Source organism: Nonomuraea sp. NPDC048901, from assembly GCF_040649695.1.
Classification (GTDB): domain Bacteria; phylum Actinomycetota; class Actinomycetes; order Streptosporangiales; family Streptosporangiaceae; genus Nonomuraea.
In genome coordinates this window covers 107578-133114 of sequence record NZ_JBEZFW010000025.1, presented here as the reverse complement: position 1 = coordinate 133114, position 25537 = coordinate 107578, and the positions used below count along the sequence as shown (strand labels likewise).

Sequence of the window (25537 nt, the reverse complement as noted above, 5' to 3'; positions counted from 1 at the left end):
CGGCTGGCTGCGCGGGCGGACGAGCGGTGGACAACCGTCGTGGGTGTACGCCGAGCGAGCCTCGTCGCTCCTTCCAACGGCGCGGCGACTGCTCGACATGGACACCGGCGGAGGTGAGCTGCTCGCTTCGCTGTCTCCGCTTCCTCGGCACACGGTCGCCATGGAGGGCTGGCCGCCCAACGTCCCCATCGCCGGCGAGCGGCTGAGACCGTTGCGGGTGGCCGTATTGGGCGCTGCCGCCGATCGGATTCCCGTCCGCGAGGCCACCTTCGACCTCGTGCTCAACAGGCACGGCGCGCTGAATGCCGCCGAGATCGCGCGCGTTCTCGCCCCAAATGGACGGCTGCTCACCCAGCAAGTAGGCAGCCGTAATGGGTTGGAGCTGAATGACGCCCTGGGCGCACCGCCGCCGATCGATCCGGCGAGCTGGACTTTGGAAGTCGCGGTCGATCGGCTCCGCCGCGCCGGGCTGCGCGTGCTGGACGCGCGTGAGGAGATGGTCGACTACGTCTTTCACGACATCGGCGCTGTCGTCTTCCAGTTGCGCGCGGTCCCATGGCAGGTCCAAGACTTCGACCTCAACCGTTATGACCAGCGGCTACGCGCGCTCCATGAGCGCATCTGTTCCCAGGGCGCTTTCACCGCTCGCGATCATCGCTTTCTCATCGAAGCCGAGCTCCCCTAGCGAAGGTGCTCGTCGATGAGCTTCGAGTACAGGTACATGTCGCGACGTTCACCGCCCACCTCCTGCCAGCTGCGCAAGAGCCCCTCCCGCAGGAACCCCGCTCCCTCGGCGGCCTTCCAGGACGGCGTATTCCACGGCTCCACGTGCAACTGCAGCCGTGGAATCCGCAGCCGCTCCAAGCCCCACGACGAGATGGCCCGCAGGGCGGTGCCCGCGACGCCTTGGCCGCGGGCCGACTTCGCCACCCAGTAACCCACCGAAGCCCGCCCGTGAAGACCCGGCCACAATCCGATCTGACCTACGGCTCGGTTGTCGCCGGCATTCGCTATCGCGAAGGAGTAGCCGATCCCGTCGGCGGCCTTACTCCACTGGCGGTGGATGAAGGCGATGCCCTCGGCGGCCGAGTAATTCGGTGGCACGCCGGTGACCAGGGGGATGTAGGCGTCCTCGGAAGCCTCCTGCACCGCCGCGACGTCGTCCAGCCGCCATGGGCGAAGCAAGAGCATGTCGCCTGCCGGAAGTTCGGGAACTACCACCATTCCCGCATCATGCCACCCGAGCTGAACAAAACCCGTCAGCCCTTGAGGCCGGTCGTGGAGATGCCCTCGGTGATGCGCCGTTGGAAGATGAGGAAGAAGCCCAGGATCGGCACGAGCGACAGCACGGCCATGGCCAGCATGGGCCCCCAGGTGGAGCCGCTGCTGGAGTCGAGGAAGGCCCGCAGCGCCAGCGGCACCGTGTACGTCGACACGTCGCTCAGGTAGACGAGCTGGCTGAAGAAGTCGTCCCAGGTCCAGATGAAGGTGAAGATCGCGGTGGTGATCAGCGCGGGACTCGACAGGGGCAGGATGATCCGCCAGTACACCTGGATCGGCCCGCAGCCGTCGATCCTGGCCGCGTCGTCGAGCTCCCTGGGCAGCGACCGGATGAACTGCACCATCAGGAAGACGAAGAACCCGTCCACGGCCAGGAACTTCGGCACGATCAGCGGCAGGAACGTGTCGACCCACCCCAGCGCCTTGAACAGGGTGTACTGCGGCACGATCAGCACGTGGATCGGCAGCATGATCGACCCGAGCATGACGCCGAACCAGACGCCCTTGAACCGGAACGACAGCCTGGCGAACGCGTAGGCCGCCATCGAGCACGACATGACGTTACCGATGACGGCCGCCGTCGCCACGATGAACGAATTGGCGAAGAAGCCGGTGAAGGGCACGCCGAGCGCGTTCCAGCCATCGGTGTAGTTGTCCGTGACGACGGTTTGGGGCACCAGGCCGGGATCGGCGAAGATCTCGTCGTTGGGCTTGAACGACGAGCTGATCATCCAGAACAACGGGTAGAGCATGGCCAGCGCGCCCACGACGATCAGCACGTGAACGGCCCAGCGTGACCTAGTCGGCATAGTGCACCCAGTACCTCGACGAACGGAAGGCCACCGCGGTGAAGACCGCGGTCACGAGGAGCAGGAGCCAGGCCAGGGCCGAGGCGTAGCCCATACGGAAGTTCCCGAACCCCTCCTGGTAGATGTAGAGCGTGTAGAAGAGCGTGGAGTCCGCGGGGCCGCCCGTCCCGCCGCTGAGGATGAACGCCGGGGTGAACGCCTTGAACGCGTTGACCGTCTGCAGCACCAGGTTGAAGAAGATGATCGGGCTGAGCATGGGCAGCGTGATCCGGAAGAAGGCGCGCACCTTGCCGGCCCCGTCGACCGCCGCGGCGTCGTACAACTCGGCCGGGATCTGCTTGAGGCCGGCCAGGAAGATCAGCATGGGCGAGCCGAACTGCCAGATGTGCAGCGCCACCAGGGTGTAGATGGCGTACTCAGGCGTGGAGATCCAGCTCGGCCCGACGATCCCGAAGGCCGACAGCACGTCGTTGACCAGCCCGTCCGGCCCGAAGATCTGCCGCCACAGGATGGCGACCGCCACGCTGCCGCCCAGCAGCGACGGCAGGTAGTAGGCCGCGCGATACACGCCCACGCCGCGCATGGGCCGGTTCAGCAGCACCGCCACGAGCAGGGCGAACCCGCCTGAAAGCGGCACCGAGGCGACCACGTAGATCATTGTGATCCGCACCGCGTTGCCGAAGTGCGGATCGTCCATGATCCGCGCGTAGTTGTCCAGGCCCACCCAGGAGGGCGACGTGAGCAGGTCGAAGTCGGTGAACGAGAGGAACAGCGAGGCCAGGATCGGCCCGCCGGTCAGCAGGAGCAGCCCCGCGAACCACGGCAACAGGAAGAGGTACGCCGACCGCCCTTCTCTCCTCTTGACCGTTATTTCAGTACGCGGCGCGCTTCGTCGAAGAATCGGGACACCCCCTCGGCAATGGACAGCTTCCCGAAGCCCACCTGCTGGTTGACGTTCATGAGCACCTTGTTGTGCAGTTCGCCCGCGCCGAGCGGCTGCGGAGGCGGCAAGGGGCCGACCTTGTCGGAGAGCGACTCGATGTAGGCGTAGACGAGCTTCTCCGACGGCGACGCCTTCGGCTCCAGCGCGGCGCGGATCGCCGACGAAGGCGGTACGCCGCGTTCCGAGCCGAGCGGCGTGGCCACGTCCACGTCACTGACCAGCGCGTTGACCAGAGCGATGGCGTCCTGCGGCCGTTTGGTGGCCGCGCTGACCGTCAGCAGCATGGACGGCTTGTAGTACTGGCCAGGCTTGTCCCCGGTGGGGAAGGCGTGGACCGCTATGTCGTCCTTGGTGACGCTCATGTAGGCGGTGAGCTGATTGGACCAGGCCCAGTCCATCACCGCCTTACGGGTGGCGACCAGGCTGTTCTGCACATCGCCCGCGGCCGTGGCCTGCACGTCGGGCGGGGCCGCCGCGCCCGCCTTGCGTAGCCCGTCCCAGAACGTGAACCACTCGGTGAGGTCCTTCTCGTCGTAGGCGAGCTTGCCGTCGGCGGTGAAGAACATCTTGCCCCGCTCCAGCAGCCAGTTCTCGAACGCACCGCCGTCCTGGGCGCCGTCCTCGCTGGCGTAGACGCCCTTGGGCGCCTTCTCGGCGATCTTCTTGGCCAGTTCGCCGAACTCCGGCCAGGTGAAGGTATCGGGCACCTCGACGCCGATCTCCTTGGCCAGCGTGCGGTTCCAGATGAGGGCCATGGAGTTGATGCCGAAGTTGACGCCGTACTGCTTGCCGTCGATCTTCCCTGCGTCGACGACGTCCTTCGCGAAGCCGGACAGGTCCAGGCCCTTACCGAGGTACGGGCCCAGGTCGAGCAGGCTGCCACGCCGGGCGTACTCCCCGATGTAGGAGTAGTCCATCTGGATCACGTCGGGGGCGTTGCCGCCGGCGGTCTGCGTGGCCAGCTTCTCCCAGTAGCCGTCCCAGCCGGAGAACTGCGTCCTGACCTGGACACCGGGCCGCTTCTTACGGAACGCCGCGAGGGCCTGCTGGGTGGCGTTGTGCCTGGCGGTGCTGCCCCACCAGGCGAACTGCATGCTGGCCGCCCCGCCCGATCCGCCGCCGCCACCCGCGCAGCCTGCCAGGGCTAACGCCCCGGCAGCCACACCGACCTGCAGGAATCCACGTCTGCTCAGATCGCTCATGGCCACGTCCGTTCGTTACGCCCAGGCAATATTTAACTTAGGACGGTAATGAAAGGGCTACGGGACGTCAATCATTTGCAGTGGGTTGTTTCCCCCGCAAATCAGCCCCACCCGTGTTGGGCGGAAAGTTGACCTCACGTCCGTATCTCGGCATCGTGAACCGGGTGACCAGCGATGAGACGCGGGACGGAGTGTCGCTGACCAATCTCGACCAGCCGCTGTTCGACGGATCGAACGCGACGAAACGGGATCTGGTCGACTACCTGGACGCGGTACGCGACCGCATCATCCCGGTCCTGCGGGACCGCGCGCTGTCGGTGATCCGCGTACGGCCCGGCCAGGCGCCGTTCATGCAGAAGAACGTGCCCAAGTACGCCCCCGACTGGATCCGTACGATCTCCGTCTGGGCCGAGGCGTCGCACCGGCAGGTGTCCTACGCCCTGTGCGACGACCGCAGGACCCTGCTCTGGTTCGCCAACCAGCGGGCGGTCGAATACCACCCGGCGCTGTTCCGTGGCGAGCATCCCACCCACCTCGTGCTCGACCTCGACCCGCCGGAAGGGGACGCGTTCCCGCAGGTCGTCCAGGCCGCCAGGTTGGTACGCCAAACCCTCGACGACACGGGGCTGGCCGGGGCGGTGAAGACGAGCGGGGCGAAGGGGCTGCACGTGTTCGTGCCCGTGGTGGCGGGGACCGCGATGGACGACCTGGCCGCGGCCACCCGAGCCCTGGCCGCGCGCGCCGAACGCGTCGACCCGGCGCTCGCCACCACGGCGTTCATCCGTGAGGACCGCGAGGGCAAGGTGTTCCTCGACTCGACCCGGGCGGGTGGGGCGACGGTGGCGGCCGCCTACAGCCCGCGCATTCGTCCGGGTACGCCGGTCTCCTTCCCGGTGGCGTGGGAAGACCTCGACCGGGTCGTGCCGGCCGACTTCACCGTCCACACCGCCGCGCGGCTGCTCGCCGACGGCGATCCCTGGGCGGAGCTCATGCCGGAGCCGCAGCGGCTGCCCGCGGACCTGGTCGAGGAGGGGCACACGATCCCGATCGCCCGCGTCCAGGCGATGCACGAGGGCAAGCGCCGGGCGAAGGCCAGGAGAGAGGGATGATCACAGGGTGTACGCGAACGCCGCTTCCGCGATCACCAGCAGCGGCACGAGCGGCACGGCGTACAGGGCCGCCTGACGAGCGCCCGTGTGCCGCTCGGGGAGGGCCGTGAGCAGGGCGAGCAGCACCGCGCAGCCGATCGGCGCGAGCAGCCAGGTCGAGAGGGTGATCGTGCCCCACGTGCTGGCCGCGTCGCATTCCGCGGTCTGGTCATAGGTCAGCGCGCCGAGTTCGCACGCCTTGTCCCCGAGGAGCGACACGGCCATCCAGGCGACGAAGCCCGCCAGCCAGATGACGACGGCGAGGACGGAGACCAACGCGACGGTCGTGCCGCTCGGCGAAGTCGTCCGGCTGAAGGACGGGGAGGGGGCGATCACGCCAGGACTCTAATGCTGATCAACCTCGGCGTGGCCGACTTTGATCAACCTGGCGCCCGGCGGCCGGTCCTCAGCGCCCGATCGCCACCGAAGGACCCGCCGCGCGACGTGGCGCGGCGCCGAGGGCCCGAGGGGGCCTCTAACCCTCAGCGCCTTCAGCGCCCTCAGCGCCCTCAGCGCACGACCGCCACCCCGCCCGCGGGGACCGCGCCCGTGAACGGGCCGCCGGTCAGCAGGTCCGTGCCGGTCAGGCCGGGCACTGTGACGGGCATGTCTCCGTGGTTGATGAGGAAGACGCAGGCGCCGCGCCGTACCAGCTCCAGGGTGTCGGGCACGTCGCGCGGCCGGGAGACGCCCGCGCGGTCGAGCACCTCGCCCAGCAGGGCGCGCAGGTCGTCGCCGCCGAGTGCGGCGGCCAGGTAGCTCGCCGTGCCGCCGCCGAACGCGTTGGCGGTCATGGCGGGATGCCCGGCGTCGGGGCCGTCGGTGAAGTGCCGCACGGCCACCGCGCGTTCGAGGCGGACCCGCTCGGACCAGATCCGGCCGGTGGCCCCGCCGGTGAGCGTCACGGTCTCCAGCTCGCGCAGCGGGTGGAACTCCTCGACCGACAGCCCGAGCACCTCGCGCAGCGCGCCGGGGTAGGCGCCCGCGTGGACGGTGTCGTTCTCGTCGACGATGCCGGAGAAGTACGACACGAGCAGGTGGCCGCCCGCCTCGACGTAGCGCTGCAGGTTCTTGGCCGAGCTTTCGGCGAGCAGGTACGAGCTCGGCACAACAACCAGCCTGTATCCCGAAATATCGGCGGAAGGGTGGACGAAGTCCACCGTGACGTGCTCCCGCCAGAGCGCCTCGTAGAAGGCGTCCACCCGTTCGCGGAAGCGCAGGTCGCCCGAGGGCCGCCACTCCAGCTCCAGCGCCCAGTACGACTCCCAGTCCCAGACCATCGCCACCTCGCTGGTGACCCGCTCGCCCTTGACCGGGGCCAGGCGGCGCACGTCGGCGCCTAGCGAGACGACGTCGCGCCAGATCTGCGAGTCGGTCCCCGCGTGCGGGATCATCGCCGAGTGCCACTTCTCGGCGCCGTACCGCGAGGCACGCCATTGGAAGAACAGCACCGAGTCCGAGCCCCTGGCCACGTGGGCGAGGCTGTTGCGGCGCATCTCGCCGGGCCGCTTGGCGATGCCGCGCGGCTGCCAGCTGATCGCGCTCGTCGAGTGCTCCATGAGCAGCCACGGCCCGCCGCCGGCCAGGGAGCGGCTCAGGTCGGCCGACATGGCGAGGTGGATGTGGTTGTCGGGCTGCTCGCCGTTCAGGTAGTGGTCGTTGGCGATGACGTCCAGCTCGGGGGCCCACCGCCACAGGTCCATCGACTTGCAGTTGACCGTGCCCGCGAAGTTCGTGGTGACCGGTTTGCCGCTGCGGCGCAGGATGTCGCGCTGCAGCCGGTAGTGGGACAGGTGCTCCTCGTTGGCGAATCGGGCGTAGTCGAGGCGCTGCGCCGGGTTGACCACGGTATGACTCCACCGGGGCGCGTCGATCTCGTCCCATTCGCCGTAGTGCTGGCCCCAGAAGGCGGTGCCCCAGGCGGCGTTGAGCGCGTCCAGGCTCTCGTACCGGTGCCGGAGCCATTCACGCCAGGCGGCCACGCTCGACTCGCAGTAGCACTCGCCGAGCGGCGCCCCGTACTCGTTGTGCACATGCCACATCACCACGGCCGGATGCTCGCCGTAGCGGGCCACCAAGCGCTCGGCCAGGCGCGCGCTGGCCGCGCGGAACGCCGGGTGGCTGGAGCAGGCGGTCTGGCGAGCGCCCGCGCCCACGCGGATGCCCTCGCGGGTCGTGGGGGAGGCGTCGGGGTACTTTCTGGAAAACCAGGCGGGCGGCACCGTGGTCGGGGTGCCCAGGTTCACCGAGATGTCCGCGCTGTGCAGGCGGTCGATGATGGTGTCGAGCCAGCCGAACTCGTACTCGCCCTCGGCGGGCTCCATCAGCACCCACGCGAAGATGCCCAGGCTGACCAGGTTCACCCCGGCTTGCCGCATCAGCCGTACGTCCTCCTCCTGCACCTCCAGCGGCCACTGCTCCGGGTTGTAGTCCCCGCCGAACGCGATGCCCTCGATCATGTAAGTCCCCCATTTTTCATGCCTTGACGGCGCCGCTGCTGAGGTCGGTGCGCCAGAACCGCTGCATCGTGAGAAAGAGCGCGATCAGCGGAATGAGTGCCAGAAACGTCCCGATGAGGATGAGGTTGTACAGACTCGGATGGTTGGCCCCGGCGGCCAGCATCGTGTAGAGCCCGACCGTCAGCGGGAACTTGCCGTCGTCGCCGAGCATGATGAACGGCAGCAAGAAGTTATTCCAGATCGCCACGAACTGAAACAGGAAGATGGTCACCATCCCCGGCCCCATCAGCGGCAACGCCACCCGGGTCAGCAGCGTCCAGTGCGAGGCCCCGTCGATGCGCCCGGCCTCGAGCAGCGAGTCGGGGATGGCCGCGCCGGCGTACACGCGGGCCAGATAGATGCTGTACGGATGCAGGATCTGCGGCAGCAGGACCGACCAGTACGTGTCCGCCAGCCCGACCTTGGCGAACAGCAGATATTGCGGGATCGCCAGCACCACCGCGGGCACCAGGATGCCGCCGATCAGGATGTTGAAGATCAGGTTTCGGCCGGCGAAGCGGTACTTGGCCAGCGTGTAGCCCGACACCGCGGACACGGCGGTCGACAGCAGCGCCCCGCCCCCCGCGTACAGCAGGGTGTTGAGCATCCACAGCCAGTACACCCCCTCCCGATAGGCGGCGAGATCGGCCAGGTTCTGGAAGAACCCGGTGCCGGGGGAGAACGTCGAGGTCGAGAACAGCTCGCCGGACGTCTTCGTGGCGGCGATCACCACCCAGCTCACCGGGAACAGGCAGTACACCGCGCCGACCAGCAGAACCCCGGTCGGGACCAGCCCGTACGTTGAAGCGGAGCGGGCCATCACGTCTCCCCGAACGCGCGGTTCTTCACCACGCGCAGGAACCCGAACGACAGCACCAGCGAGATCCCGGCGATCACCACGGCCGTGGCCGCCGCCGAATACAGGTCACCGGTCACGAAGGCGTCCCGGTAGATCTTCATCAAAGGGCTCCAGGTCGAGCTGATCGTGTTCGTGAGCGGCCGGAGCGTGGTGGGCTCGGTGAACACCTGGATCGTGGCGATGACCGAGAAGACGGTGACCAGGATGATCGCCGGAGCCAGGATCGGGATCTTGATCCGCAGCGCGATCTGCGGCTCCGACGCGCCGTCGATGCGCGCCGCCTGGTACAGGTCCTGCGGCACGGCTCGCAGGTTCGTGTAGAGCACCAGCATGTTGAAGCCGGTGCCGCCCCAGACCGCCACGTTGGCCATCGAGTACACGATCGTGCTCTGACTCAGCGGCGCGACCCCGAACAGCTCGCTGATCGGGCTGACGCTCGGCAGGTAGAGGAAGCCCCACATCAGGCTGGCGGCCACGCCCGGCACCGCGAACGGCAGGAAGATCGCGATCCGGGAGAAGCGCGCCAGCCGTACCCTCGCCGCGTCCAGCATCAGCGCGAACACCAGCGCCAGCCCCAGCATCACGACCAGGACCAGCACGCCGTAGCCGAGCACCCGCAGCCAGCCGGTCCACAGCTCGCCGTCGCCGATGGCGGCGGCGTAGTTGTCGAGCCCCACGAAGATCTCCCGCTTCGACCCCTTACCGAGCCCGAGCCCCGACACCTTGGTCCGGCGCAGACTGAGGTAGACGGTGTAGCCGATCGGCAGGGCCAGGAACAGGGCGAACAGAGTGACGGCCGGGGTCAGGAACAGGTACGGCGCCCAGCTTTTCCTTGGGGTCATTGGGCGAGCTTGAAGCCGGACTTGGTCATGTCCGCGACCGTGGCGTCCTGGACGCTCTGGAGGGCGCCGCTGAAGGAGGTCTTGTTCAGCGCGGCCTTGTCGAAGGCGTCCTTGAAGGCGTTGTAGGCCACATTGACGTTCGGGCCGAAGGTGAAGCCGCGCGCTCCCGCGCCGAAACCGGCCGCCTGCTTCCAGAAGTCGGGGATGTTCGAGAAGTACGCGGGCGGCTCGGAGAGCAGGTCGGCGCCCTTGGTCGCGGCGGGATAGACGGAGCCCTCCTTCACCAGCAGGGCGAGCGCTTCAGGGTCGCTGTTGAGCCAGGTGGCGAACTTCGCCGCGGCCTCCTTGTTCTTGGAACCCGCCGACACGGAGACGGCCGAGCCGCCCCAGAAGCCGCTGAAGTTCTCGCCCGCGTTCCACTGCGGCAGCTGCGCGATCGCCCATTTGCCCTTGGACTTGGGCGCGTTGGTCGCCAGGGGACCGGGGGCCCAGATGGCCGACGGCCAGGTCAGGAGCTTGCCGTCGTTCAGGGCCTTGTTCCACTCGGGGGTGAAGTAGGGCATGTTGTCGATGACGCCCTCTTTGACCAGGCCGCCCCAGTAGTCGGCGAGCTTCTTGCTGGGCTCGTCGTTGATGGCGACCTTCCACGCCTCGCCGCTGATCGACCACCACTGCCCGCCCGCCTGCTGGGCCAGGCCCGCGAAGGAGCCCGGGTCCTTGCTGGAGAACGTGCCGAGGTACACCTTCGGGTCCTTCGCGTGCACGGTCCTGGCCGCGTCGGCGTACTCCTGCCAGGTCTTCGGTACGGCTATGCCGTACTTCTTGAACAGGTCTTCGCGGTAGTAGAGCAGCATCGGGCCGCTGTCCTGCGGGATGCCGTAGACCGCGTCGGTGCCGAGCGTGACCAGCCCCCAGATGCCCTCGCTGAACTGCGCCTTCACCGGATCCGCCGCCGTCTTGATGTCCGCCACCGCCTCGGCCGCCACGAACGACGGCAGCGCCTGGTACTCCGCCTGGACGAGATCCGGCGGGTTCCCGGCCTTGGCGGCGGTGAGGAACTTGGTGGCCGAGTCGTCCCCGCCCGCCTGGGTGCTGGAGGTGACCTGGATGTCGGGATGCGCCGTGTTCCAGACCGCGACGACCTTGTCCATGCCGGGCACCCAGTTCCAGTAGGTCAGGGCGACCTTCTGCGTGGTGGAGCTCGACGGGGCGGCACTCTGCTGAGCGCCACCGCTGGAGCAGCCGGCCACGAGGGTGACGGCCGCGGCGACAGCGGCAAGCCTGTTCATGTGCATGGGTACCTCGACCTGGGGGAGTCAGCGTCCTGGAGGGTCTGTGAACGTTCACAGCGTGTGTCCGGCCATCTGCGCTGTCAACCCCTCGTTACGGTGTCGTTAAACGGCCCAAAAGGTGTGTGCACGTTCACAGTGCTTCAGCGGTGGACCGTGAGATGCTGAACGCGTGAAAAGGCCGACCATCCATGACGTGGCCGCGGCGGCCGGGATCTCACGCGGCACCGTCTCGCGGGTCCTGAACGGCGACCGTTATGTGAGCCCAGCGGCCCGGATCGCCATCGAACGCGCCATCGCCGAGACCGGCTACGTCGTCAACCGCAACGCCCGCAACCTGGTCAGACAGCGCGCCGGATCGGTCGTCATGGTCCTGTCCGAACCCCCCTTCGAGGACCCCAACTACACCACCACCATCCGCACCGCGATCCGCCGCCTCGGCGAACGCGACCTGTCGCTGGTCATGATGATCGCCGGCGACGACAGGGAGCGCGAACAGGTCCTCCGCTACGTACGGGGCGGCCACGCCGACGGCGTCTTCCTCCTGTCCACCCACGCCGGCGACCCCCTGGTCGACACGCTCCACGGCGCCGGCATCCCGGTGGTCTCCTGCGGCGCCGTCATCGGCAGGGAGACGGTGATCCCGTACGCGGCCTGCGACGAACGGGGCGGCGCCCGCCAGATGGCCGAATACCTGGTCTCACGGGGCCGCAAGAAGATCGCGATGATCACCGGCCCGATGGACACGCCGGGCGGCATCCAGCGCCTCGAAGGCTTCGCCGACGTCCTCGGCCGCAAGGCATCCAAGAAGCTGATCGAACACGGCGACTGGACCCACGCCAGCGGCGAGACCGCCATGGCCCGCCTCCTGGAACGCGTACCAGACCTGGACGCGGTCTTTGCCGCCTCGGACGTGATGGCCTCGGGGGCCCTGCACACGCTGCGGGCGGCGGGCCGGCGCGTACCGGAGGACGTGGCGGTGGGCGGCTTCGACGACTCATCGGTGGCGATCTCCACCCATCCACCGCTGACCACGATCCGGCAGCCGCTGAGGGACGTGGCTCAGGAGACGGTACGCTTACTGCTGGCCCTGATCGACGGCGCCGAGCAGGTCGACTCGATAGCCCTCCCCACCAGCCTGATCGTCCGAGACTCAGCCTGAAGGCCCTCCGCTTCGCTCCGGACGCTCTCCCAGGCGGGCTGACGCCCGCCCCCTGAAGGGCCTCGCTGCGCTCGGACTGCCTTCCCAAGAACGCTTCGCCGGATCGGTTGGCTGGAGCGGGACAAGATGGACTGGCACATCGGGACGAGACCCGGCCCGTTCCGCTTCACGACGAGAGCCACGCCCGGCTCTTTGACGACCGCCGGACCGCCTCCATGGACGTCTTCAACGCCATGGCTGAGATCCGCATGGTCGCCTCACGGGCGCTGGCGCGCCTGCACAAGCAACAGATCCGGACCTGCACTCAGTTACGGGCTTTGGCGGTGCCTGCCCAGACTGTCAGGGAAGACTTGCCCGGCTTCTTACGGGGAGAACCGCTCCGGACGGAAGTCCGCAAGCAGCTCATCTCTCTCCCCACCGACGATCTCCGAAGCGAGCAGCCGGCCGATTACCGGCCCGAGCGTGATGCCGCTGTGGGAAACGGCCTCGTAGTAGCCGGGCACAGACGGCACCGCGCCCACCGAAGGGAATCCGTCGGCTGGGATGGGCCGGTTGGATACCCGTGTCTGGACGACGCGGGAGTCGGCGAACTCGGGAACGACCTGCCGCGCCAATTCGTGGAGCAGCCGCGCGAGTTCCGCCGGATCCTCGACTGTGTCGATGAGTGCGTCGATCTCGCGGCTGTGGAGGACCACCGAAGCGTCTCCGTCAGGACGGATCTCGATGTGCGGCGCGTGCATGGCCCGGTGGACCGGGACCTGAGCACAGCCGATCCGGGTCACGACGCCGGGTTCCCGGCGCATCGGCACGTGCCGTGCGATGAGCCCGGCGACGTGCGAGGCGCTGGGGCCCGCCGCGTTCACGACGATGTCGACGTCGAGACGGCTCCCATCGGAGAGAGTAACTGTCCGGATGCTCTCGTCGGCACCGGTGCCGATGTCACTGACCGTGGTGCCGAACCGGTGCTCGGCGCCGGCCGCGACGGCCTGGCCGACCAGGCGGCCGACGAGATGACGTCCATGCACCCAGGCTTCGTCGGGGTAGAACACGACGGGAGCCTCATCGGCCATCGTGAGAGCGGGTTCGAGGCGGCGGCGCACCTCGGCCCCCGTGCACACCTCGACCCGGTAGTCCCAGCCGGCCAGCAGCCCGGCTGTTTCCAGGAGCTTCGCCTCCGCCGCGGGATCGTCTGTCCAGCGCAGGTGGCCGCTGGGATACCACCATGAGTCCGGCCCGATGGTTCCGGCGAGCTCACGGTAGGCGGCCATGCCCGCGACGTTCAGGTCGAAGTAGGACCTGCGCGCGGTCTTGTTGCTGGCGTTGACCCACGAGAAGGACCAGTTGGTGACGCCTTCGCCCGGCTGGCCCGCGTCGATGAAGATCACCTTGGCGCCGTGCCGGGACAGGTTCCAGCCCACGCAGGCTCCGAGGATGCCCACTCCGATGACCGCAACACGTTCAGGCCGCTTCACGGATCCGATCCCCACGAACGCCCCTTTCCTAGATCACGGGCGAACTCTCATTTCTAGCACGCAAGCCCTATGAACGGGACTGGCAAAGGCTCCGAAATCGGGTATCGAAGCGGCGGGCACGGGGTTATACCTTTCAGGCGCCGGCGCCGCCATCCACCGGCACGATCGCGCCGGTCACCATCGATGCCCGGTCGCTGAGCAGCCACGCCGCCACCTCGGCGACTTCGTGGGGCTCGGCCATCCGTCCGAGCGGGACCGATGCCTTCACCTTCTCGACGATGCCGGGGGTCGCCGCCTCCCAATCGTCGATCATCTTCGTGGCGGTGCCGCCGGGGGTGATGCCGTTCACCCGGATGCCATCACGGCCCCAGCTCACCGCGGCGGTCTCGGTGATGCTGTTGAGCGCGCGCTTCATGGCGCCGTACGCGGGGAGTGCGGGGTTCGCGCGGCGGCTGCCGATGCTCGAGGTGTTGACGATCGCCCCGCCACCGTCGCGTCGCATGAGTGCGGCCTCAGCCGTCATGGCGGTCCAGTGCGCCCGGAAGTTCACCGCGAACTGCTGCTCTATGTCCTCATCGCTCGTGGTGTCGAGCGGACCAGGCCGCTGGATCACCGCGCCGTTGTTGAACGCGCCGTCGAGCCGTCCGTGCAGCTCCTCGACGCGGTCGACCGCCGCGCGGATGCTCGTACGGTCGGCGAGGTCCAGGGTGACGGCGTCGGCGACGCCGCCGTCGGCGCGGATCTCGGCGACGATTTGCCGCAGGGCGTCGGTGCCGCGGGCGGCGAGTACGACGGCGGCCCCCTCGGCGGCGAAGAGCCGGGCCGCGGCCGCCCCGATGCCGCGGCTGGCGCCGGTGATGAACACGACCTTGCCGGTGAGCAGGCCGATGGGTGCGATGTCAGTGGTGTTCGTCATGACGACAGTGTCAGGCCGGCGACCAGGCCGGATGCAGGCACAGACGGTACCAGGATCGATCGCCGCGCAGCGTGCACACTGGGGATATGGACAAACAGGAACTCGGGGCGTTCCTCCGGAGCCGTCGCGAGCGGCTCCGGCCGCAGGACATCGGACTGTCCTCGGGCCCGCGACGCCGGACACCGGGACTTCGCCGCGAGGAGGTCGCGGTCCTCGCGCACATCTCCACGGAGTACTACGTCCGGCTCGAGCAGGGCCGGGCGCCGCGACCGTCGGGCGAGGTCCTCGCCGGGATCGCGGACGCGCTGCGGCTCACGGACGCCGAGTCCGACCACCTCCACGTCCTCGCGGGAACCGCGCCGAGGCGTACCGGACTGCACCGGCGCGACGTACGCCCGAGCATCCTCGCGCTCCTCGAGCGGCTGCCGCAGACGGCCGCTTTCGTGATTTCGGCCACGTTCGAGGTGCTCGCGTGGAACGACCTCGCGGCCGCGCTCATGGAGGACTTCGCCGAGCTCGCCCCGCGGGACCGCAATCTCGCGCGCCGGGCATTCCTCGGCCCTGCGCGCCCCGATGCGACGTTGTACGGAATCTCCGACGCCGTGGAGTTCCGGCACCAGGTCGTCATGGGGTTGCGATCCACCCTCGCCCGCTACCCGTCCGACCCCGCGGTGATCGAGCTCGTCGACGAGCTCCGCGATGCCAGCCCCGAGTTCGCCCGGCTCTGGGAGCGGCACGACGTGCAGGCCGCGCCAACGCTCATGAAGACGTTCCGGCACCCGGTCGTCGGGGAGATCGCCGTTGACTGCGACTCGCTCGCGCTCACGGAACGCGACCAGCACCTCGTGCTCTACAGCGCGCCCTCAGGATCCCCTGGCGTCGAAGCCCTGGCTCTGCTGAATGTCCTTGGCGCGGAGTACGTCAAGGCGAACAGGCCACGCTGACCCACTCCGGCCCCAGGCGGCGACCTGTCATCCCGCTACGGGCTCGTCGTCGGTGCCGGGCTCGTTTCGACGACGCCGTCGAGCACCTGATCGATGCGCCCCAGAAGATCGGCGTCGAGCCGGACTGGTGCCGAAGCGCGCGGCGGCGGTGGTCGGCCAGCACGTTGCGTGCTGCTCCGTACGCCCAGAGCCTCGCCTCCGCGCCTGTGCGAACACCCTCTTCGTTGGTCGATGCGGCCGTGCCATTTCGCCGCAAAACCAAAATCTCGAGCGTCGTCGACCCTGTTGACTTTGTCGCAAGCCATGACGCAACATGTTGATACAAACCTTGCGACAAAGGAGACGGTATGGCGAACAGTTCCATGCCGGGCGCCGGCCCGCGGCCGGCGGAGGTCCGACTCACGGAGACCTGGCTGCGGCAGCACGGCCTCGGCGACGGCCCACCGACACCGTTGCTGACCACGCGACTGGCGGTACGGCGGCGGGCGCGGCTAATGGGCAGTGTCCTGCTGGCCGCGCTGTATATCGCGGCCGCGCTGGCACAGGCCACTGACCTGATGGCCACTGCCGCATCCGGCGGACTTTGGCCGGCGCGGCCGACGCTGGTGCTGGCCCTGAGCGTGTTGATCATCGGGCTGGTGCTGGCCCGGATGCTGCTTGACGCCTGGGTACGGCGTGTCGACCGGCAGGCCGGGGCGGCACTGGCGCGGCGAGTGGCCCATCCGGTGCAGCTCGGCTGGCGGACCCTCCTTGGAAGGAGGTACGCCGTGCTGGTGGCCGGCATCTTCGCCGGTGCGTTCGCGCTGGGGGTGGGCGCACTGGCCGTCGATGAGGGCAGAGTGCGGTACATGGCTGTCGTGCTGCTGATCGCCGTGGCCGGGGCCGGCCTCGGCTTGGCCCTGCAGCTGCGCGAGGTGCTGGCCCGGCCGGTCGTGGCCGAGGACGAGGTGTCGCTGACGGCCGACGTCATCATGCGCATCGAGGACGCACGCGATAGCAACGCGCCGAGCGTGCTGTTGGGGTTGCCGGTGGTGTTGCTGTCCGGGTCCGCGCCCGGCTGGTGGACCGCCGCCTCACTAGGCTTCATGGTGCTGGGTCTCGCCGCCATCATCGCCGCCCATGCCAGGACGCCGTCGTGCGCGGACACAGCGCGGCACGTGGTCGGCGTCGAATGATCGTCATCGACGCGGGCTCGCCGGTGCCGCCGTTCGAGCAGCTGCGGGCCCAGCTCGCCCGGCAGATCCACGACCGTACGCTGGCCGTGGGCTCCCGGCTGCCGACCATCCGCCGGCTCGCGGCCGACCTCGGCCTGGCCGTCAACACGGTCGGCCGGGCCTACCGGGAGCTTGAGGAGGCCGGGCTGATCGAGACCCGGGGGCGGGCCGGGTCGTTCGTGTCCGCGGCGGGGGAGGAGGCCCGCGAACGAGCCCGCCAGGCCGCCGCCGACTACGCGGCCGTCGTGGCGAGCGTCGGCATCGACGAGACCGAGGCGCTCTGCATCGTCGAGGCGGCCCTGAGATCCGGCGACGCAGCCGCTTCCGCCTCATTCTGACTCGGCGCTCGGGCCTGTGCGGCCCGAGCGCCGAGCGCTTGGGCTTGTGAGGCCATGGTCCGCCCTGGGATCAGTCGCAGACCTGAGTGCTGACGGGCTTGGTGGCGGTCGCGGCCTCGCGGGCGTCGGCGGCGACTTCGCTGGCGGTCAGTACGTAACCGATGTCCTCCTGGCTGGTGACGGCGGCGAAGGCCACGCCCAGCACCCGCCCGTCGGTGGCCAGCAGGGGACCGCCCGAGTCGCCGTGCTCGACCTTGCCCCGAATGAGGTACACCTCCCGCGTCACCTCGGGCCCTCGGTAAATGTCGGGGATGGAGGCGCTCTGCCGCGCCGCGACCCGGGCCGGCTGCGGAGTGAACCCGCGGCCCTGGGGGTAGCCCGCGATGATGGCGTCCTCGCCCTTGTCCGCCTCGCCGTCGAAGGTCAGGTGCGGCAGTCCGAGGCCCGGTACGTGCAGGACCGCCACGTCCCGTCGCGGGTCGTACAGAACCACCACCGCTGGGTGAGGGCGCTGCTCGTGATCGATGATCTGCAACTCCGCGTCCACCCCCGCGACCACGTGCGCGTTGGTCATGATGTGATCGGGCGCGTACACGAATCCTGAGCCGGTGATGCGCTTGCGGCACGAGCTCGCCGTCCCCTGCACCTGCACGATCCCGGCCCGCGACTGCTGTAACGCGGGGCTCTTCAGCACTGCCGCGCTCGGCGGTGGAACGTCGATGAGCGGCTGGCCGGCGATCACGTCCAGCACCGGCGGGAAGCCGGACCGGTCGATGAACTGCTTGAACGGTTTCTGCCAGTCGCGCGCCGCGTCCGGGACCGCCTGATCGACCGTGGCCAAGAGCAGTGAGCCACGAATCTGTTCCACGACCGGCACCAGCGAGGTGGATACCAGCAGGCTTCCGACCAGCCAGGCGATGACCAGCACCGAAAAGGCGGCGACCAGCATTCCGCCCACCGCGTCCAGCCTCCGGGCAGGTTCGTCCCGCAGATGGGAACGCAATACCGCCCCCACGGTAGATGTGATGAACTGACCGATCATCGCGGCCAGAAGCACGATTACGAGGGCCAGTAATAACTGCGGGACGTCTCCGTCCACAACCGCGCCCGCGATGGGCGGCGCGAGATTAATCCCGAACACACATCCGCCGATGAAACCGATGAAGCCGGCCGCCCCGACGACGAACCCTTGGCGATATCCGGAGAAGCCGAAGGCGATCACCAGAGCGACCAACACGATGTCGAGCAGATCACCGTTCACTAGGCAAAGGTAAACCCGATTTTTGCCTCTGCGCTCGAGCAGAGGGCCGATTGGCGTTGAACGTGGCCATTGACCCCACTGGCGGAGCCGAGGCCATTACCTCTTCGGGCGGAAGTAGTGCCCGACCATGTAGGCGGTGACCTGGCCGCCGATCTTCGCGCCCTGCACGTCGGCCGTGCGGGTGTGGATACCGCCCCAGACGCGGGCGTTGACGACCTCGGCGATCGCCTGGGAAAAGCCGCGGAAGTACCTGGTGGTACCCGAGGCGGCGCTGTACCCGCTGAAGGAGATGTCGTCCCGGCCGAAGAAGTACGCCAACGCCGACATGCTCGCCGCGGTGAAACAGGCATGTCCCGATGTGAAGTCGGGGTGCGGCGGCGTAACGAGCAACGGTGTCCAGTTGGGGTCGGCCGCCGTTGCCGGGTTGCCGTCGGTGTCGGCCAGCTGGATCGCGGTGATCGGCCGCCAGAAGCTCCATGCCGCCTTCTCGTTGAAGCAGGCGGTCGTGGCATCGGCTTCGGCCAGATCGACCATCGCGAACATCCGCGCAGTCTGAAGCGTGGTCAGTCCCTGTGTCGTCGCGAGCTGGCGTTTGATCTCCCATTCGACGAGATGTCGATCATGCCACCAGATCGCGGCTTGCGTCTGGTCGGCCGTCCTGACGGTGCTGGTCGCCGAGCCGATCGTCTTGACCTCGTTGAAGTCCCGGGCGTACTGGCGGCTGGTGAGCGATGGCGGGCCGGACGTGCGGAACATGGACGCGCGGGGGATGAGGAACGGTTTGAGGTCACCCACCCATGCCCCGTCGGAGGCGAAAGCGGGAGGCGTCGGCCGCCACTGGCCGGGTTGGGTGCCGACGGTCCAGGTCTGGCTGCCGAACGCGCCATCGTTGCGCCGCGCGGCGATCATCGCAGCGGCCGCCTGCTCGCCCACCGTGATCCCGCGCCGCTTCGCGGCACTGTCGGGGATCGCGGCCAGCGACTCGTCGTACTGCGTCTCCAACCTCGCCTGCTGAGCCGGGAACAGCGCGTTCAGCACGCGGAAGGCCGCGGTCGCGACGGCCGCGTCCGTCGACTCGGTCCCTTTGGCGGCCGGTGCGATCAGGTACGGCTGATAGGGAGTGCCGGCTATCGCGTTCACCGCGTCGTAAACGGCTCCGTGCACCATCGCGAAGCTGCGTGCCTGGACTTGCGGCTGCTGCGCGGCGATATCCCAGATGGCTGTCTGAGCGTTGCCGTCCCAGACAATGATGGCATTGGCGGGTGCGGGTGAATCCGAGGCGTACGCGAATGACGGGACCGGCGAACCGGAAATGATGACTCCGGCGACGACCGGCCAAACGGCCATGCGCCGCAGGATGGCGACCCAGCCCGCATTGCGTGATCTAAGCACTGAAGCAAAGTACTATGCCGGCCTCGGCCGTTACAGCGGCTGAACGGGCGAAAAGCTGATAATGGCGTAGCCGGAAATACGAAGCAGAAAGTGTCCGTTTCAACGATCCGCGCTTTCTGGAATGCCTCCTCGTCTCACAAACTCTTCGCCGGCCGACCGGCCCGCCCGCCCGCCTGGGGTATCGGCGGGCCGGCCGGCGAAGCTCCTCACGATCGCCGGTGTCGCGGGCCATCGTGAGGCCCGGTCACGCGACCAGGCGCAGCCAGGCAGCCGCGAGTGCGGCGTGACCGGCCGGTGTCGGGTGCGCGCCGTCCGCGGCCCAGTACTCCGGTCCGGTCGTCGCGGCGAGCTCGGCGAACATGCCGTCGGCGGCGAGCAGGTGCGCGCCGTACTTGCGGGCGAGTTCGCGGACGACCTGGTTCTTCGGGTCCAGATCGGCCCGCCACTCCTTCCGCTCCTTCTCGCCGATGTGCACGTCGCCGACCTCGACAAGGCCGCTGATCGGCAGGAGGGACGTCTCGATGAGGATCAGCTCGACGCCGGCCGCGGCGAGGGGCGCGAGCAGGCGGTCGTAGCCTGCCGCGTACTCCTCCGTGGAGATCACGTAGCCGTCCGGGTCGTACGTGTGCCAGGCCACGTCGTTGCCGCCGACGAGGATCGACACCACGTCCGGGCGCGCGTCGAGCACGTCCGCCTGCCAGCGGGCTTCGAGGTCCATCACCTTGTTGCCGGCGATCGCGGAGTTCAGCCAGGTCACGGGCCGGTCCGGGTGCCGCAGTCCCCACTCGCCCGCGACGCGCAGGGGGTAGCCGAAGCCGAGGCCGTCCTCGCTCTCCAGTCGTTGGCAGTCGGTGACCGAATCGCCGGTGAACATTACGGTGCTTCCGGGTCGGAGGGTGATCGTCATGTGTGTTCCTGAGTCTCGGTTGAGGAGAGGAAATGTCATTTCGGGGGAGTGCGGCGTTAAATCGCCGGGCTACCGAACCAATGGCCGGCGGCCCGCTCGAACGCGTCACGATCAGGGGCGCGATCACCGGCCCAGGCGACTATGCCGTCGGGCCGGACAAGCAGGGCCCCGAATCCGAGGTCGTTTCTCGCCGGACCGGCTACATACCGCATCCGGCTTTCCCAGCCCCTCGCTGAATCGTGCAGGCGCCGGTCGGTGCTGAAATCGAGCGCGACGCCTCGTCCGTCCCGCATCAGTTCGCCGAGGCGAGTGCCGTCCTCAAGACGAAGATCCGGGGCATTGCGGCCGACCAGCGACTGCTGCTCGCTGCCGAGGTCGTAACGGAGCGACGATCCCGATGTCTTCTCGAATACGTACGTCGTTCCGTCACGGGTCCCGAGCAGGTCGCGGACCACTCCTTGGATCGCCTGGGCATGCGGGTCCGGCCGCATGACCGCCGCCTGGGCGCGCGTCCAATCGAGCACCCAGGCGCCGATCGGATGGCGCTCGCGGGTGTAGGTGTCGAGCAGCCCGTCCGGCGCGTACCCCTGCACGGTCGCCGCGAGCTTCCAGCCCAGGTTCGAGGCGTCGCCGAGGCCGAGGTTGAGTCCCTGCGCCCCAAGGGGAGAGTGGATGTGAGCGGCGTCGCCCGCGAGCAGGACGCGTCCCTGCCGGTAGGTCGTCGTCTGCATCGCCCGATCGGTGAAGCTTGAAGCGAGATGGACGTCGCTCAGCGTCACGTCGGTGCCGGACACCCGGCGCAGAACCGCCTGGAGATGGTCGCGAGTCGGCGGCCGCGAGCGATCGAACGTGCCGCCGTCGAAGTCCAGCATGCCGATGTACCCTTCCGCGGGTGTCCCGAGGTACATGCCGGTCGGCGTCAGGTTGAATCCGGGGCGCAGCTTCTCGGGATCGGCGATGGTGGCGAGCACGACATAGCCGGTGAACTGCGGCTCGGTGCCGACGAAGTCGAAGCCCGCGAGCCCGCGCACCGCGCTGCGTCCGCCGTCGCAGCCGACGAGCCAGCGCGCCGCGTACTCGTGCTCGCCGGCTCGTGCGACCACGCTCTCATCGGTCCGCGCGATGGCTGAGACCGTGACGCCGCGCCTGACCTCCACGCCGAGCTTGGCCGCCCACTCGGACAGCACCGCGTCGACCGCTTCGAGGTTCGTCATCACGCCGTCCATCGCCGGGCTGGGCAGCCGGAACGGCAGGGCGGCGACGTCGACCTTGGCCGGATCGAGCATCATGCCGGCGAAGTGGCCCACGCCACGAGGGGGTGACGGCTCGTCCGTGTCGGGGTTCCCGCCGGAAGGGACGCCTGAGGCCGTCAGCAGCGCGTGCAGCATCCCCCGGCGATAGAACGCCTCCACCGACGCGGCGGACAGGCCCCGCATTCCGAGCGGGTCCGCCTTCCACGGGGAGCCGGGCTCCGGCTCCCGCTCAAGCACCAGGACAGAGCAGCCCGCGAGACCAAGCTCGCAGGCAAGGAACAGACCAACCGGGCCGGCGCCCACGATCACTACATCGTGCACGGAAGCCCCCTTTCCGCAACTTATTGGAACGCTATTCCAGAGCGTTTTGCGCAGTCCTTCCGCGCGCCCCCGACGTTCTCCGAGGCATACGAAGACTGACGCGGGCCGCTCACACGGGGCACACACGGCCCTCACATGAGGACAAATCCTGATTTGGACACTCGTCGGCACGCGCGCGAAGATTCGGAAGATGGACGGGGATGCGAGGCTTCGCGTCACGCTGCTCGGCGCCTTTCAGGTGTCTCGCGGTGACGCCGCCCTGCCCGTTCCCGGCGCGCGGTCGCAGGGCCTGGTCGTACGGCTGGCGCTGGCCGGCGGGCGCGTGGTCGAGCAGGGCGTCCTGATCGACGCGATCTGGGCCGATGACCCTCCGGCCGACCCCGCCCATGCCTTGCAGGCCCTCGTCTCGCGGCTGCGCCGGTCTATCGGCTCGGCCGGCGACGTCGCGCAGGCCGCGGGCGGCTACCGGCTGAACGTGGACGCGGCCGAGGTGGACGCGCTGCGCTTCGAGCGGCTCGCCGCCGCCGGTCGTGACCGCCTGCGCGCCGACGACCCCCATGCCGCGGCGGCCGTGCTCGGCGAGGCCGTGGCGCTGTGGGGCGACCGTCCCGGAACCGAGCCCACGGTCGTCGCCGCGGTCGCGCCCACCGTCGCGACCTGGCTGGCGCACGCCTCGATCGAGGCCGTCGCCGACCTCGCCGACGCCGAGCTGTCCCTGGGCCGTGCCGACGCGGCCGCCGCCCGCCTGACCGCCCTGCTCGCCGAGCACCCCGTCCACGAACGGGCGGCCGCGCTGCTCATGGACGCGCTCGCCGCCCAGGGCCGCCAGGCCGACGCTCTGGCCCTGTACGAGCGGGTCCGCGAAGCCCTGGCCGACGCCCTCGGCACCGACCCGGGCACCGCCCTGCACGAACGCCACCTGCGCCTGCTGCGCGCCGAGCGGCCCGCCCCGGCCGCCGACACCGCGCCGACCGGGCCGAGTAACCTGCCCGCGCCGCCGACCGGGCCGAGCAACCTGCCCGCGCCGCTGACCAGCTTCATCGGGCGCGACGACGACCTCGCCCGGATCGACACGCTGCTCGCCACCGGGCGCCTGGTCACCGTGCTCGGTCCCGGTGGCGCCGGCAAGACGCGCCTCGCCGTCGAGGCCGCCCGCCGCCACCGCCTCGACTACCGCGACGGCGCCTGGCTGATCGACCTCGCCTCGGTCACCGAGCCGGCCAAAGTCGGCGCGGCCGTGCTCGCCGGGATCGGGCTGCGCGGCGGCGCGCTGTTCGAGGCCCGGACGCGGGTCGAGGGCGACGAGCTGGACGTGCTCGCCGACCGGCTCGGCGGCCGGGAGATCCTGTTGCTGATCGACAACTGCGAGCACCTTGTCGACGCCGTGGCCCACCTGGTCGCGGCGCTGCTGTCCCGCTGCCCTGAGCTGCGCGTACTCGCCACCAGCCGCGAACCTCTCGCGGTCGACGGCGAGGCGCTGGTGCCGCTCGGCCCGCTCGCGCTGCCCGGCCCGGACGACGGCGTCGAGCAGGCCCGGCGGGCGGCGTCGGTACGCCTGTTCACCGAGCGGGCGGCGGCCGTACGCCCGGGCTTCGACGTGGACGACACGACGCTGCCCGAGGTCCGGCGGGTGGTCCGCGGCCTGGACGGGATGCCGCTGGCGCTGGAGCTGGCCGCCGCCCGGCTGCGGACGCTGTCGTTGCCCGAGCTGGCCGACGGGCTGTCCGACCGGTTCCGGCTGCTCACCACCGGCAGCCGTACCGCGCTGCCCCGGCACCGCACGCTGCGCGCGGTCATCGCCTGGAGCTGGCAACTGCTGAGCGAGCACGAGCGTACGGTCGCCGAACGCGTCTCGATCCTGCCCGGCGGCGTCACGCCGGCCTCGGCCACCGCGCTCTGCGCCGGCACCGCGGTGCCGGCCGCCGAGATCCCCGAGCTGCTCGCCGGCCTGGTCGACCGGTCACTGTTGCAGCTCGCGCCCGACCCGGGCCGCTACCGCATGCTGGAGACGCTGCGCGAGTACGGCACCGACCGCCTGGCCGAGACGGGCGACCTCGGCACCGTCCGCGACCTGGCCGCCGGCCACTTCGCCGAGCTGATGGCCCGGTACGACCCGCGGCTGCGCGGGCCCGGCCAGCTGACGGCCATCCGGGTCATCAGCGCCGAGTACGACAACGCGCTGGCCGCCCTGCGCCGACGGTGCGACACCGGCGACGCCACCGCCGCGGTCGCTCTCGCCCTGAACCTGACCTGGTACTGGCAGATGTTCGGCCGGCACCCCGACGCGACCTACTGGCTGGGCGAGGCGCTGGCCGTGCCCGGCGGCGGCGAGCCGACGCCCGGCCGCGACTGCGCCCACGCGATCCACCTGATCAACCGGGCCGACACCCGGCCGGGGCTGACCGCCGAGGAGGTCGCGGACGACCAGGCGCGGCTGCGCGAGCTGGCCGACCGGCTGCTCGCGTACCCGGAACTGCCGGGCCCGTGCGGCGCGCTCACCGCGCTCACACTCGCGTTCCTCCAGGAGGAGGAGACCGTGTACGCGAAGATCGCGCGCCTGGCCGACGGCGACGACGTGTGGCTGTCGGGGCTGGCCCGCATGTTCCGCGCCCAGTTCGCCGAGAACGCGGGCGAGTTCGACACCATGCGCGCCGACGTGGAGGCGGCCCTGGCCTGCTTCCGGCAGGCCGGCGACCGCTGGGGCCAGGCCACCGTGCTGCCGATGCGCGCCCAGCAGCGGCAGTACGACGACGACCTCGACGGCGCGCTGGCCGACCTGCGCGAGGCGCAGTCGCTGGCCGGCGAGTTCGGCTCGCTCAGCCTCAGCGACGAGGTGTTTCTCCATCTGCGCTGGATCGACCTGCACCTGCGGCGCGGCGACACCGACTCGACGATCGCGATGGTCGGCTCGGCCCGGGAGCTGGCGCTGCGCGCGGCCTCGCCGGAGCTGTCGGCCCTGGTCGACGCGTGGGAGGCCGCCTTCCGGGTGCGGCGCGGCGACCTGGACCGGGCGCGGGACCTGCTCGACGACGCCGAACGAGCTCTGCTCGGTGACACCACGTTCCCCGGTGACCACGCGCGGGCGCTGGCCGGCAGCGTACGGGCCGCGCTCTGCCTGGAGCTGGGCGACCTGGCCGGCGCGGAGAAGATGCTGGCGAAGGCGTACGCGGCGGCGCTGGACGCCCGGGACCTGCCGATCCTGTCACTGGGGGCGGTGAACGCGGCCGCGCTCGCCCAGGCGCGCGGGCGGCATCACGAGTCGGCCGTCCTGCTCGGCGTCGCCTCCCGGCTGCGCGGCACGCACGACCGCACCGACCAGCAGGTCCGCGAGCTCACCCGCCGAGGGCGGGCCGCGCTGGGCGAGGAGGCCTTCGCCACGGCGTACGGGAAGGGCTGGGAGCTGGACGGGAAGACAGCCGTGACCGAGGTCGACCCGGCCCGGCTGCGCCGGGAACTCGGGACGGCTGCCCCAGATCCCGAGTGATC

At 69.6% G+C, this 25537-nt stretch carries 22 protein-coding genes; 7 read left to right on the top strand and 15 right to left on the bottom strand.

The window, feature by feature from the left end; translation table 11 throughout:
- Window positions 1-97: 97 nt before the first annotated feature.
- On the top strand, window positions 98-685 hold the full coding sequence (locus tag AB0C30_RS51435) for a methyltransferase domain-containing protein (RefSeq protein WP_357958241.1): 588 nt from the start codon (window positions 98-100) through the stop codon (window positions 683-685).
- Here the strand turns inward: AB0C30_RS51435 and AB0C30_RS51430 are convergent.
- The 4 genes from AB0C30_RS51430 to AB0C30_RS51415 all read right to left on the bottom strand — a co-directional run bounded on the left by AB0C30_RS51430 (window position 682) and on the right by AB0C30_RS51415 (window position 4235).
- Window positions 682-1191, bottom strand: coding sequence for a GNAT family protein (locus AB0C30_RS51430; RefSeq protein WP_357958239.1), 510 nt, complete (start codon window positions 1189-1191; stop codon window positions 682-684). The genes AB0C30_RS51435 and AB0C30_RS51430 overlap by 4 nt on opposite strands.
- Window positions 1192-1259: 68 nt before the next feature.
- Window positions 1260-2090: a carbohydrate ABC transporter permease gene (locus AB0C30_RS51425; protein WP_357958237.1), complete on the bottom strand. Its 831-nt coding sequence runs from the start codon at window positions 2088-2090 to the stop codon at window positions 1260-1262.
- Entirely contained in the window at window positions 2080-2991 is a 912-nt protein-coding gene (locus tag AB0C30_RS51420; protein ID WP_357958305.1) for a sugar ABC transporter permease, read from the bottom strand. Before AB0C30_RS51420 ends, AB0C30_RS51425 begins: the two co-directional genes overlap by 11 nt.
- Window positions 2958-4235 (bottom strand): extracellular solute-binding protein, encoded by a 1278-nt coding sequence (locus AB0C30_RS51415; RefSeq protein ID WP_357958236.1) that lies wholly within the window; start codon window positions 4233-4235, stop codon window positions 2958-2960. Before AB0C30_RS51415 ends, AB0C30_RS51420 begins: the two co-directional genes overlap by 34 nt.
- A gap of 164 nt (window positions 4236-4399) precedes the next feature.
- Between AB0C30_RS51415 and AB0C30_RS51410 the strand changes: the two genes are divergently transcribed.
- Complete coding sequence (locus tag AB0C30_RS51410; protein WP_357958234.1) at window positions 4400-5344, top strand: ATP-dependent DNA ligase; 945 nt, start codon at window positions 4400-4402, stop codon at window positions 5342-5344.
- Here the strand turns inward: AB0C30_RS51410 and AB0C30_RS51405 are convergent, their stop codons facing one another.
- The 5 genes from AB0C30_RS51405 to AB0C30_RS51385 form a co-directional block, all read right to left on the bottom strand.
- Entirely contained in the window at window positions 5345-5719 is a 375-nt protein-coding gene (locus tag AB0C30_RS51405; protein WP_357958232.1) for a hypothetical protein, read from the bottom strand.
- A gap of 173 nt (window positions 5720-5892) precedes the next feature.
- Window positions 5893-7842 carry a beta-galactosidase gene (locus AB0C30_RS51400; protein WP_357958230.1) on the bottom strand — a complete coding sequence of 650 codons (1950 nt, stop codon included), beginning with the start codon at window positions 7840-7842 and terminating at the stop codon, window positions 5893-5895.
- A gap of 16 nt (window positions 7843-7858) precedes the next feature.
- Window positions 7859-8701 (bottom strand): carbohydrate ABC transporter permease, encoded by an 843-nt coding sequence (locus tag AB0C30_RS51395; protein WP_357958228.1) that lies wholly within the window; start codon window positions 8699-8701, stop codon window positions 7859-7861.
- Window positions 8701-9582: a sugar ABC transporter permease gene (locus AB0C30_RS51390; protein ID WP_357958226.1), complete on the bottom strand. Its 882-nt coding sequence runs from the start codon at window positions 9580-9582 to the stop codon at window positions 8701-8703. Before AB0C30_RS51390 ends, AB0C30_RS51395 begins: the two co-directional genes overlap by 1 nt.
- A complete protein-coding gene (locus AB0C30_RS51385; RefSeq protein ID WP_357958224.1) occupies window positions 9579-10871 on the bottom strand; it encodes an extracellular solute-binding protein in 1293 nt (430 codons plus the stop codon). The genes AB0C30_RS51390 and AB0C30_RS51385 overlap by 4 nt, the downstream gene beginning before the upstream one ends.
- Window positions 10872-11043: 172 nt before the next feature.
- Between AB0C30_RS51385 and AB0C30_RS51380 the strand changes: the two genes are divergently transcribed.
- Window positions 11044-12033 (top strand): LacI family DNA-binding transcriptional regulator, encoded by a 990-nt coding sequence (locus tag AB0C30_RS51380; protein ID WP_357958222.1) that lies wholly within the window; start codon window positions 11044-11046, stop codon window positions 12031-12033.
- Between the two features lie 362 nt (window positions 12034-12395).
- On the opposite strand, the gene AB0C30_RS51375 is transcribed toward AB0C30_RS51380, so the two are convergent.
- Together AB0C30_RS51375 and AB0C30_RS51370 are read right to left on the bottom strand one after the other, a co-directional pair.
- The gene (locus tag AB0C30_RS51375; protein ID WP_357958220.1) at window positions 12396-13520 is read right to left on the bottom strand and encodes an FAD-dependent oxidoreductase; all 1125 of its coding nucleotides are present in this window, start codon (window positions 13518-13520) and stop codon (window positions 12396-12398) included.
- Between the two features lie 118 nt (window positions 13521-13638).
- Window positions 13639-14421: an SDR family oxidoreductase gene (locus AB0C30_RS51370; RefSeq protein ID WP_357958218.1), complete on the bottom strand. Its 783-nt coding sequence runs from the start codon at window positions 14419-14421 to the stop codon at window positions 13639-13641.
- Between the two features lie 86 nt (window positions 14422-14507).
- On the opposite strand from AB0C30_RS51370, the gene AB0C30_RS51365 reads away from it, so the two are divergent.
- The 3 genes from AB0C30_RS51365 (at window position 14508) to AB0C30_RS51355 (ending at window position 16917) form a co-directional block, all read left to right on the top strand.
- Window positions 14508-15365, top strand: a complete 858-nt coding sequence (locus AB0C30_RS51365) for a helix-turn-helix transcriptional regulator (protein ID WP_357958216.1) — start codon at window positions 14508-14510, stop codon at window positions 15363-15365.
- A gap of 347 nt (window positions 15366-15712) precedes the next feature.
- Window positions 15713-16540, top strand: coding sequence for a hypothetical protein (locus AB0C30_RS51360; protein ID WP_357958214.1), 828 nt, complete (start codon window positions 15713-15715; stop codon window positions 16538-16540).
- Window positions 16537-16917 (top strand): GntR family transcriptional regulator, encoded by a 381-nt coding sequence (locus tag AB0C30_RS51355; RefSeq protein ID WP_357958213.1) that lies wholly within the window; start codon window positions 16537-16539, stop codon window positions 16915-16917. Before AB0C30_RS51360 ends, AB0C30_RS51355 begins: the two co-directional genes overlap by 4 nt.
- A 70-nt stretch (window positions 16918-16987) precedes the next feature.
- Here AB0C30_RS51355 and AB0C30_RS51350 read toward each other — a convergent pair whose 3' ends face one another.
- The 4 genes from AB0C30_RS51350 to AB0C30_RS51335 all read right to left on the bottom strand — a co-directional run bounded on the left by AB0C30_RS51350 (window position 16988) and on the right by AB0C30_RS51335 (window position 22051).
- Window positions 16988-18178, bottom strand: a complete 1191-nt coding sequence (locus AB0C30_RS51350) for a MarP family serine protease (protein WP_357958211.1) — start codon at window positions 18176-18178, stop codon at window positions 16988-16990.
- Window positions 18179-18274: 96 nt separating this feature from the next.
- A complete protein-coding gene (locus tag AB0C30_RS51345) occupies window positions 18275-19525 on the bottom strand; it encodes a vanadium-dependent haloperoxidase (RefSeq protein ID WP_357958209.1) in 1251 nt (416 codons plus the stop codon).
- Window positions 19526-19814: 289 nt separating this feature from the next.
- Complete coding sequence (locus AB0C30_RS51340; RefSeq protein WP_357958207.1) at window positions 19815-20477, bottom strand: GDSL-type esterase/lipase family protein; 663 nt, start codon at window positions 20475-20477, stop codon at window positions 19815-19817.
- A gap of 56 nt (window positions 20478-20533) precedes the next feature.
- Window positions 20534-22051 (bottom strand): FAD-dependent oxidoreductase, encoded by a 1518-nt coding sequence (locus AB0C30_RS51335; protein WP_357958205.1) that lies wholly within the window; start codon window positions 22049-22051, stop codon window positions 20534-20536.
- A gap of 190 nt (window positions 22052-22241) precedes the next feature.
- Here AB0C30_RS51335 and AB0C30_RS51330 point away from each other — a divergent pair, with 190 nt between their 5' ends.
- The gene (locus AB0C30_RS51330) at window positions 22242-25535 is read left to right on the top strand and encodes a BTAD domain-containing putative transcriptional regulator (RefSeq protein ID WP_357958203.1); all 3294 of its coding nucleotides are present in this window, start codon (window positions 22242-22244) and stop codon (window positions 25533-25535) included.
- Window positions 25536-25537: the final 2 nt, after the last annotated feature.

Coding starts and splice junctions, on each gene's coding strand:
- AB0C30_RS51435 (WP_357958241.1), top strand. CDS start 98: ATGGACACCGGCGGAGGTGAGCTGCTCGCTTCGCTGTCTCCGCTTCCT.
- AB0C30_RS51430 (WP_357958239.1), bottom strand. CDS start 1,191: ATGCTCTTGCTTCGCCCATGGCGGCTGGACGACGTCGCGGCGGTGCAG.
- AB0C30_RS51425 (WP_357958237.1), bottom strand. CDS start 2,090: ATGCCGACTAGGTCACGCTGGGCCGTTCACGTGCTGATCGTCGTGGGC.
- AB0C30_RS51415 (WP_357958236.1), bottom strand. CDS start 4,235: ATGAGCGATCTGAGCAGACGTGGATTCCTGCAGGTCGGTGTGGCTGCC.
- AB0C30_RS51400 (WP_357958230.1), bottom strand. CDS start 7,842: ATGATCGAGGGCATCGCGTTCGGCGGGGACTACAACCCGGAGCAGTGG.
- AB0C30_RS51395 (WP_357958228.1), bottom strand. CDS start 8,701: ATGGCCCGCTCCGCTTCAACGTACGGGCTGGTCCCGACCGGGGTTCTG.
- AB0C30_RS51390 (WP_357958226.1), bottom strand. CDS start 9,582: ATGACCCCAAGGAAAAGCTGGGCGCCGTACCTGTTCCTGACCCCGGCC.
- AB0C30_RS51385 (WP_357958224.1), bottom strand. CDS start 10,871: ATGAACAGGCTTGCCGCTGTCGCCGCGGCCGTCACCCTCGTGGCCGGC.
- AB0C30_RS51370 (WP_357958218.1), bottom strand. CDS start 14,421: ATGACGAACACCACTGACATCGCACCCATCGGCCTGCTCACCGGCAAG.
- AB0C30_RS51365 (WP_357958216.1), top strand. CDS start 14,508: ATGGACAAACAGGAACTCGGGGCGTTCCTCCGGAGCCGTCGCGAGCGG.
- AB0C30_RS51360 (WP_357958214.1), top strand. CDS start 15,713: ATGGCGAACAGTTCCATGCCGGGCGCCGGCCCGCGGCCGGCGGAGGTC.
- AB0C30_RS51355 (WP_357958213.1), top strand. CDS start 16,537: ATGATCGTCATCGACGCGGGCTCGCCGGTGCCGCCGTTCGAGCAGCTG.
- AB0C30_RS51345 (WP_357958209.1), bottom strand. CDS start 19,525: ATGGCCGTTTGGCCGGTCGTCGCCGGAGTCATCATTTCCGGTTCGCCG.
- AB0C30_RS51340 (WP_357958207.1), bottom strand. CDS start 20,477: ATGACGATCACCCTCCGACCCGGAAGCACCGTAATGTTCACCGGCGAT.
- AB0C30_RS51330 (WP_357958203.1), top strand. CDS start 22,242: ATGGACGGGGATGCGAGGCTTCGCGTCACGCTGCTCGGCGCCTTTCAG.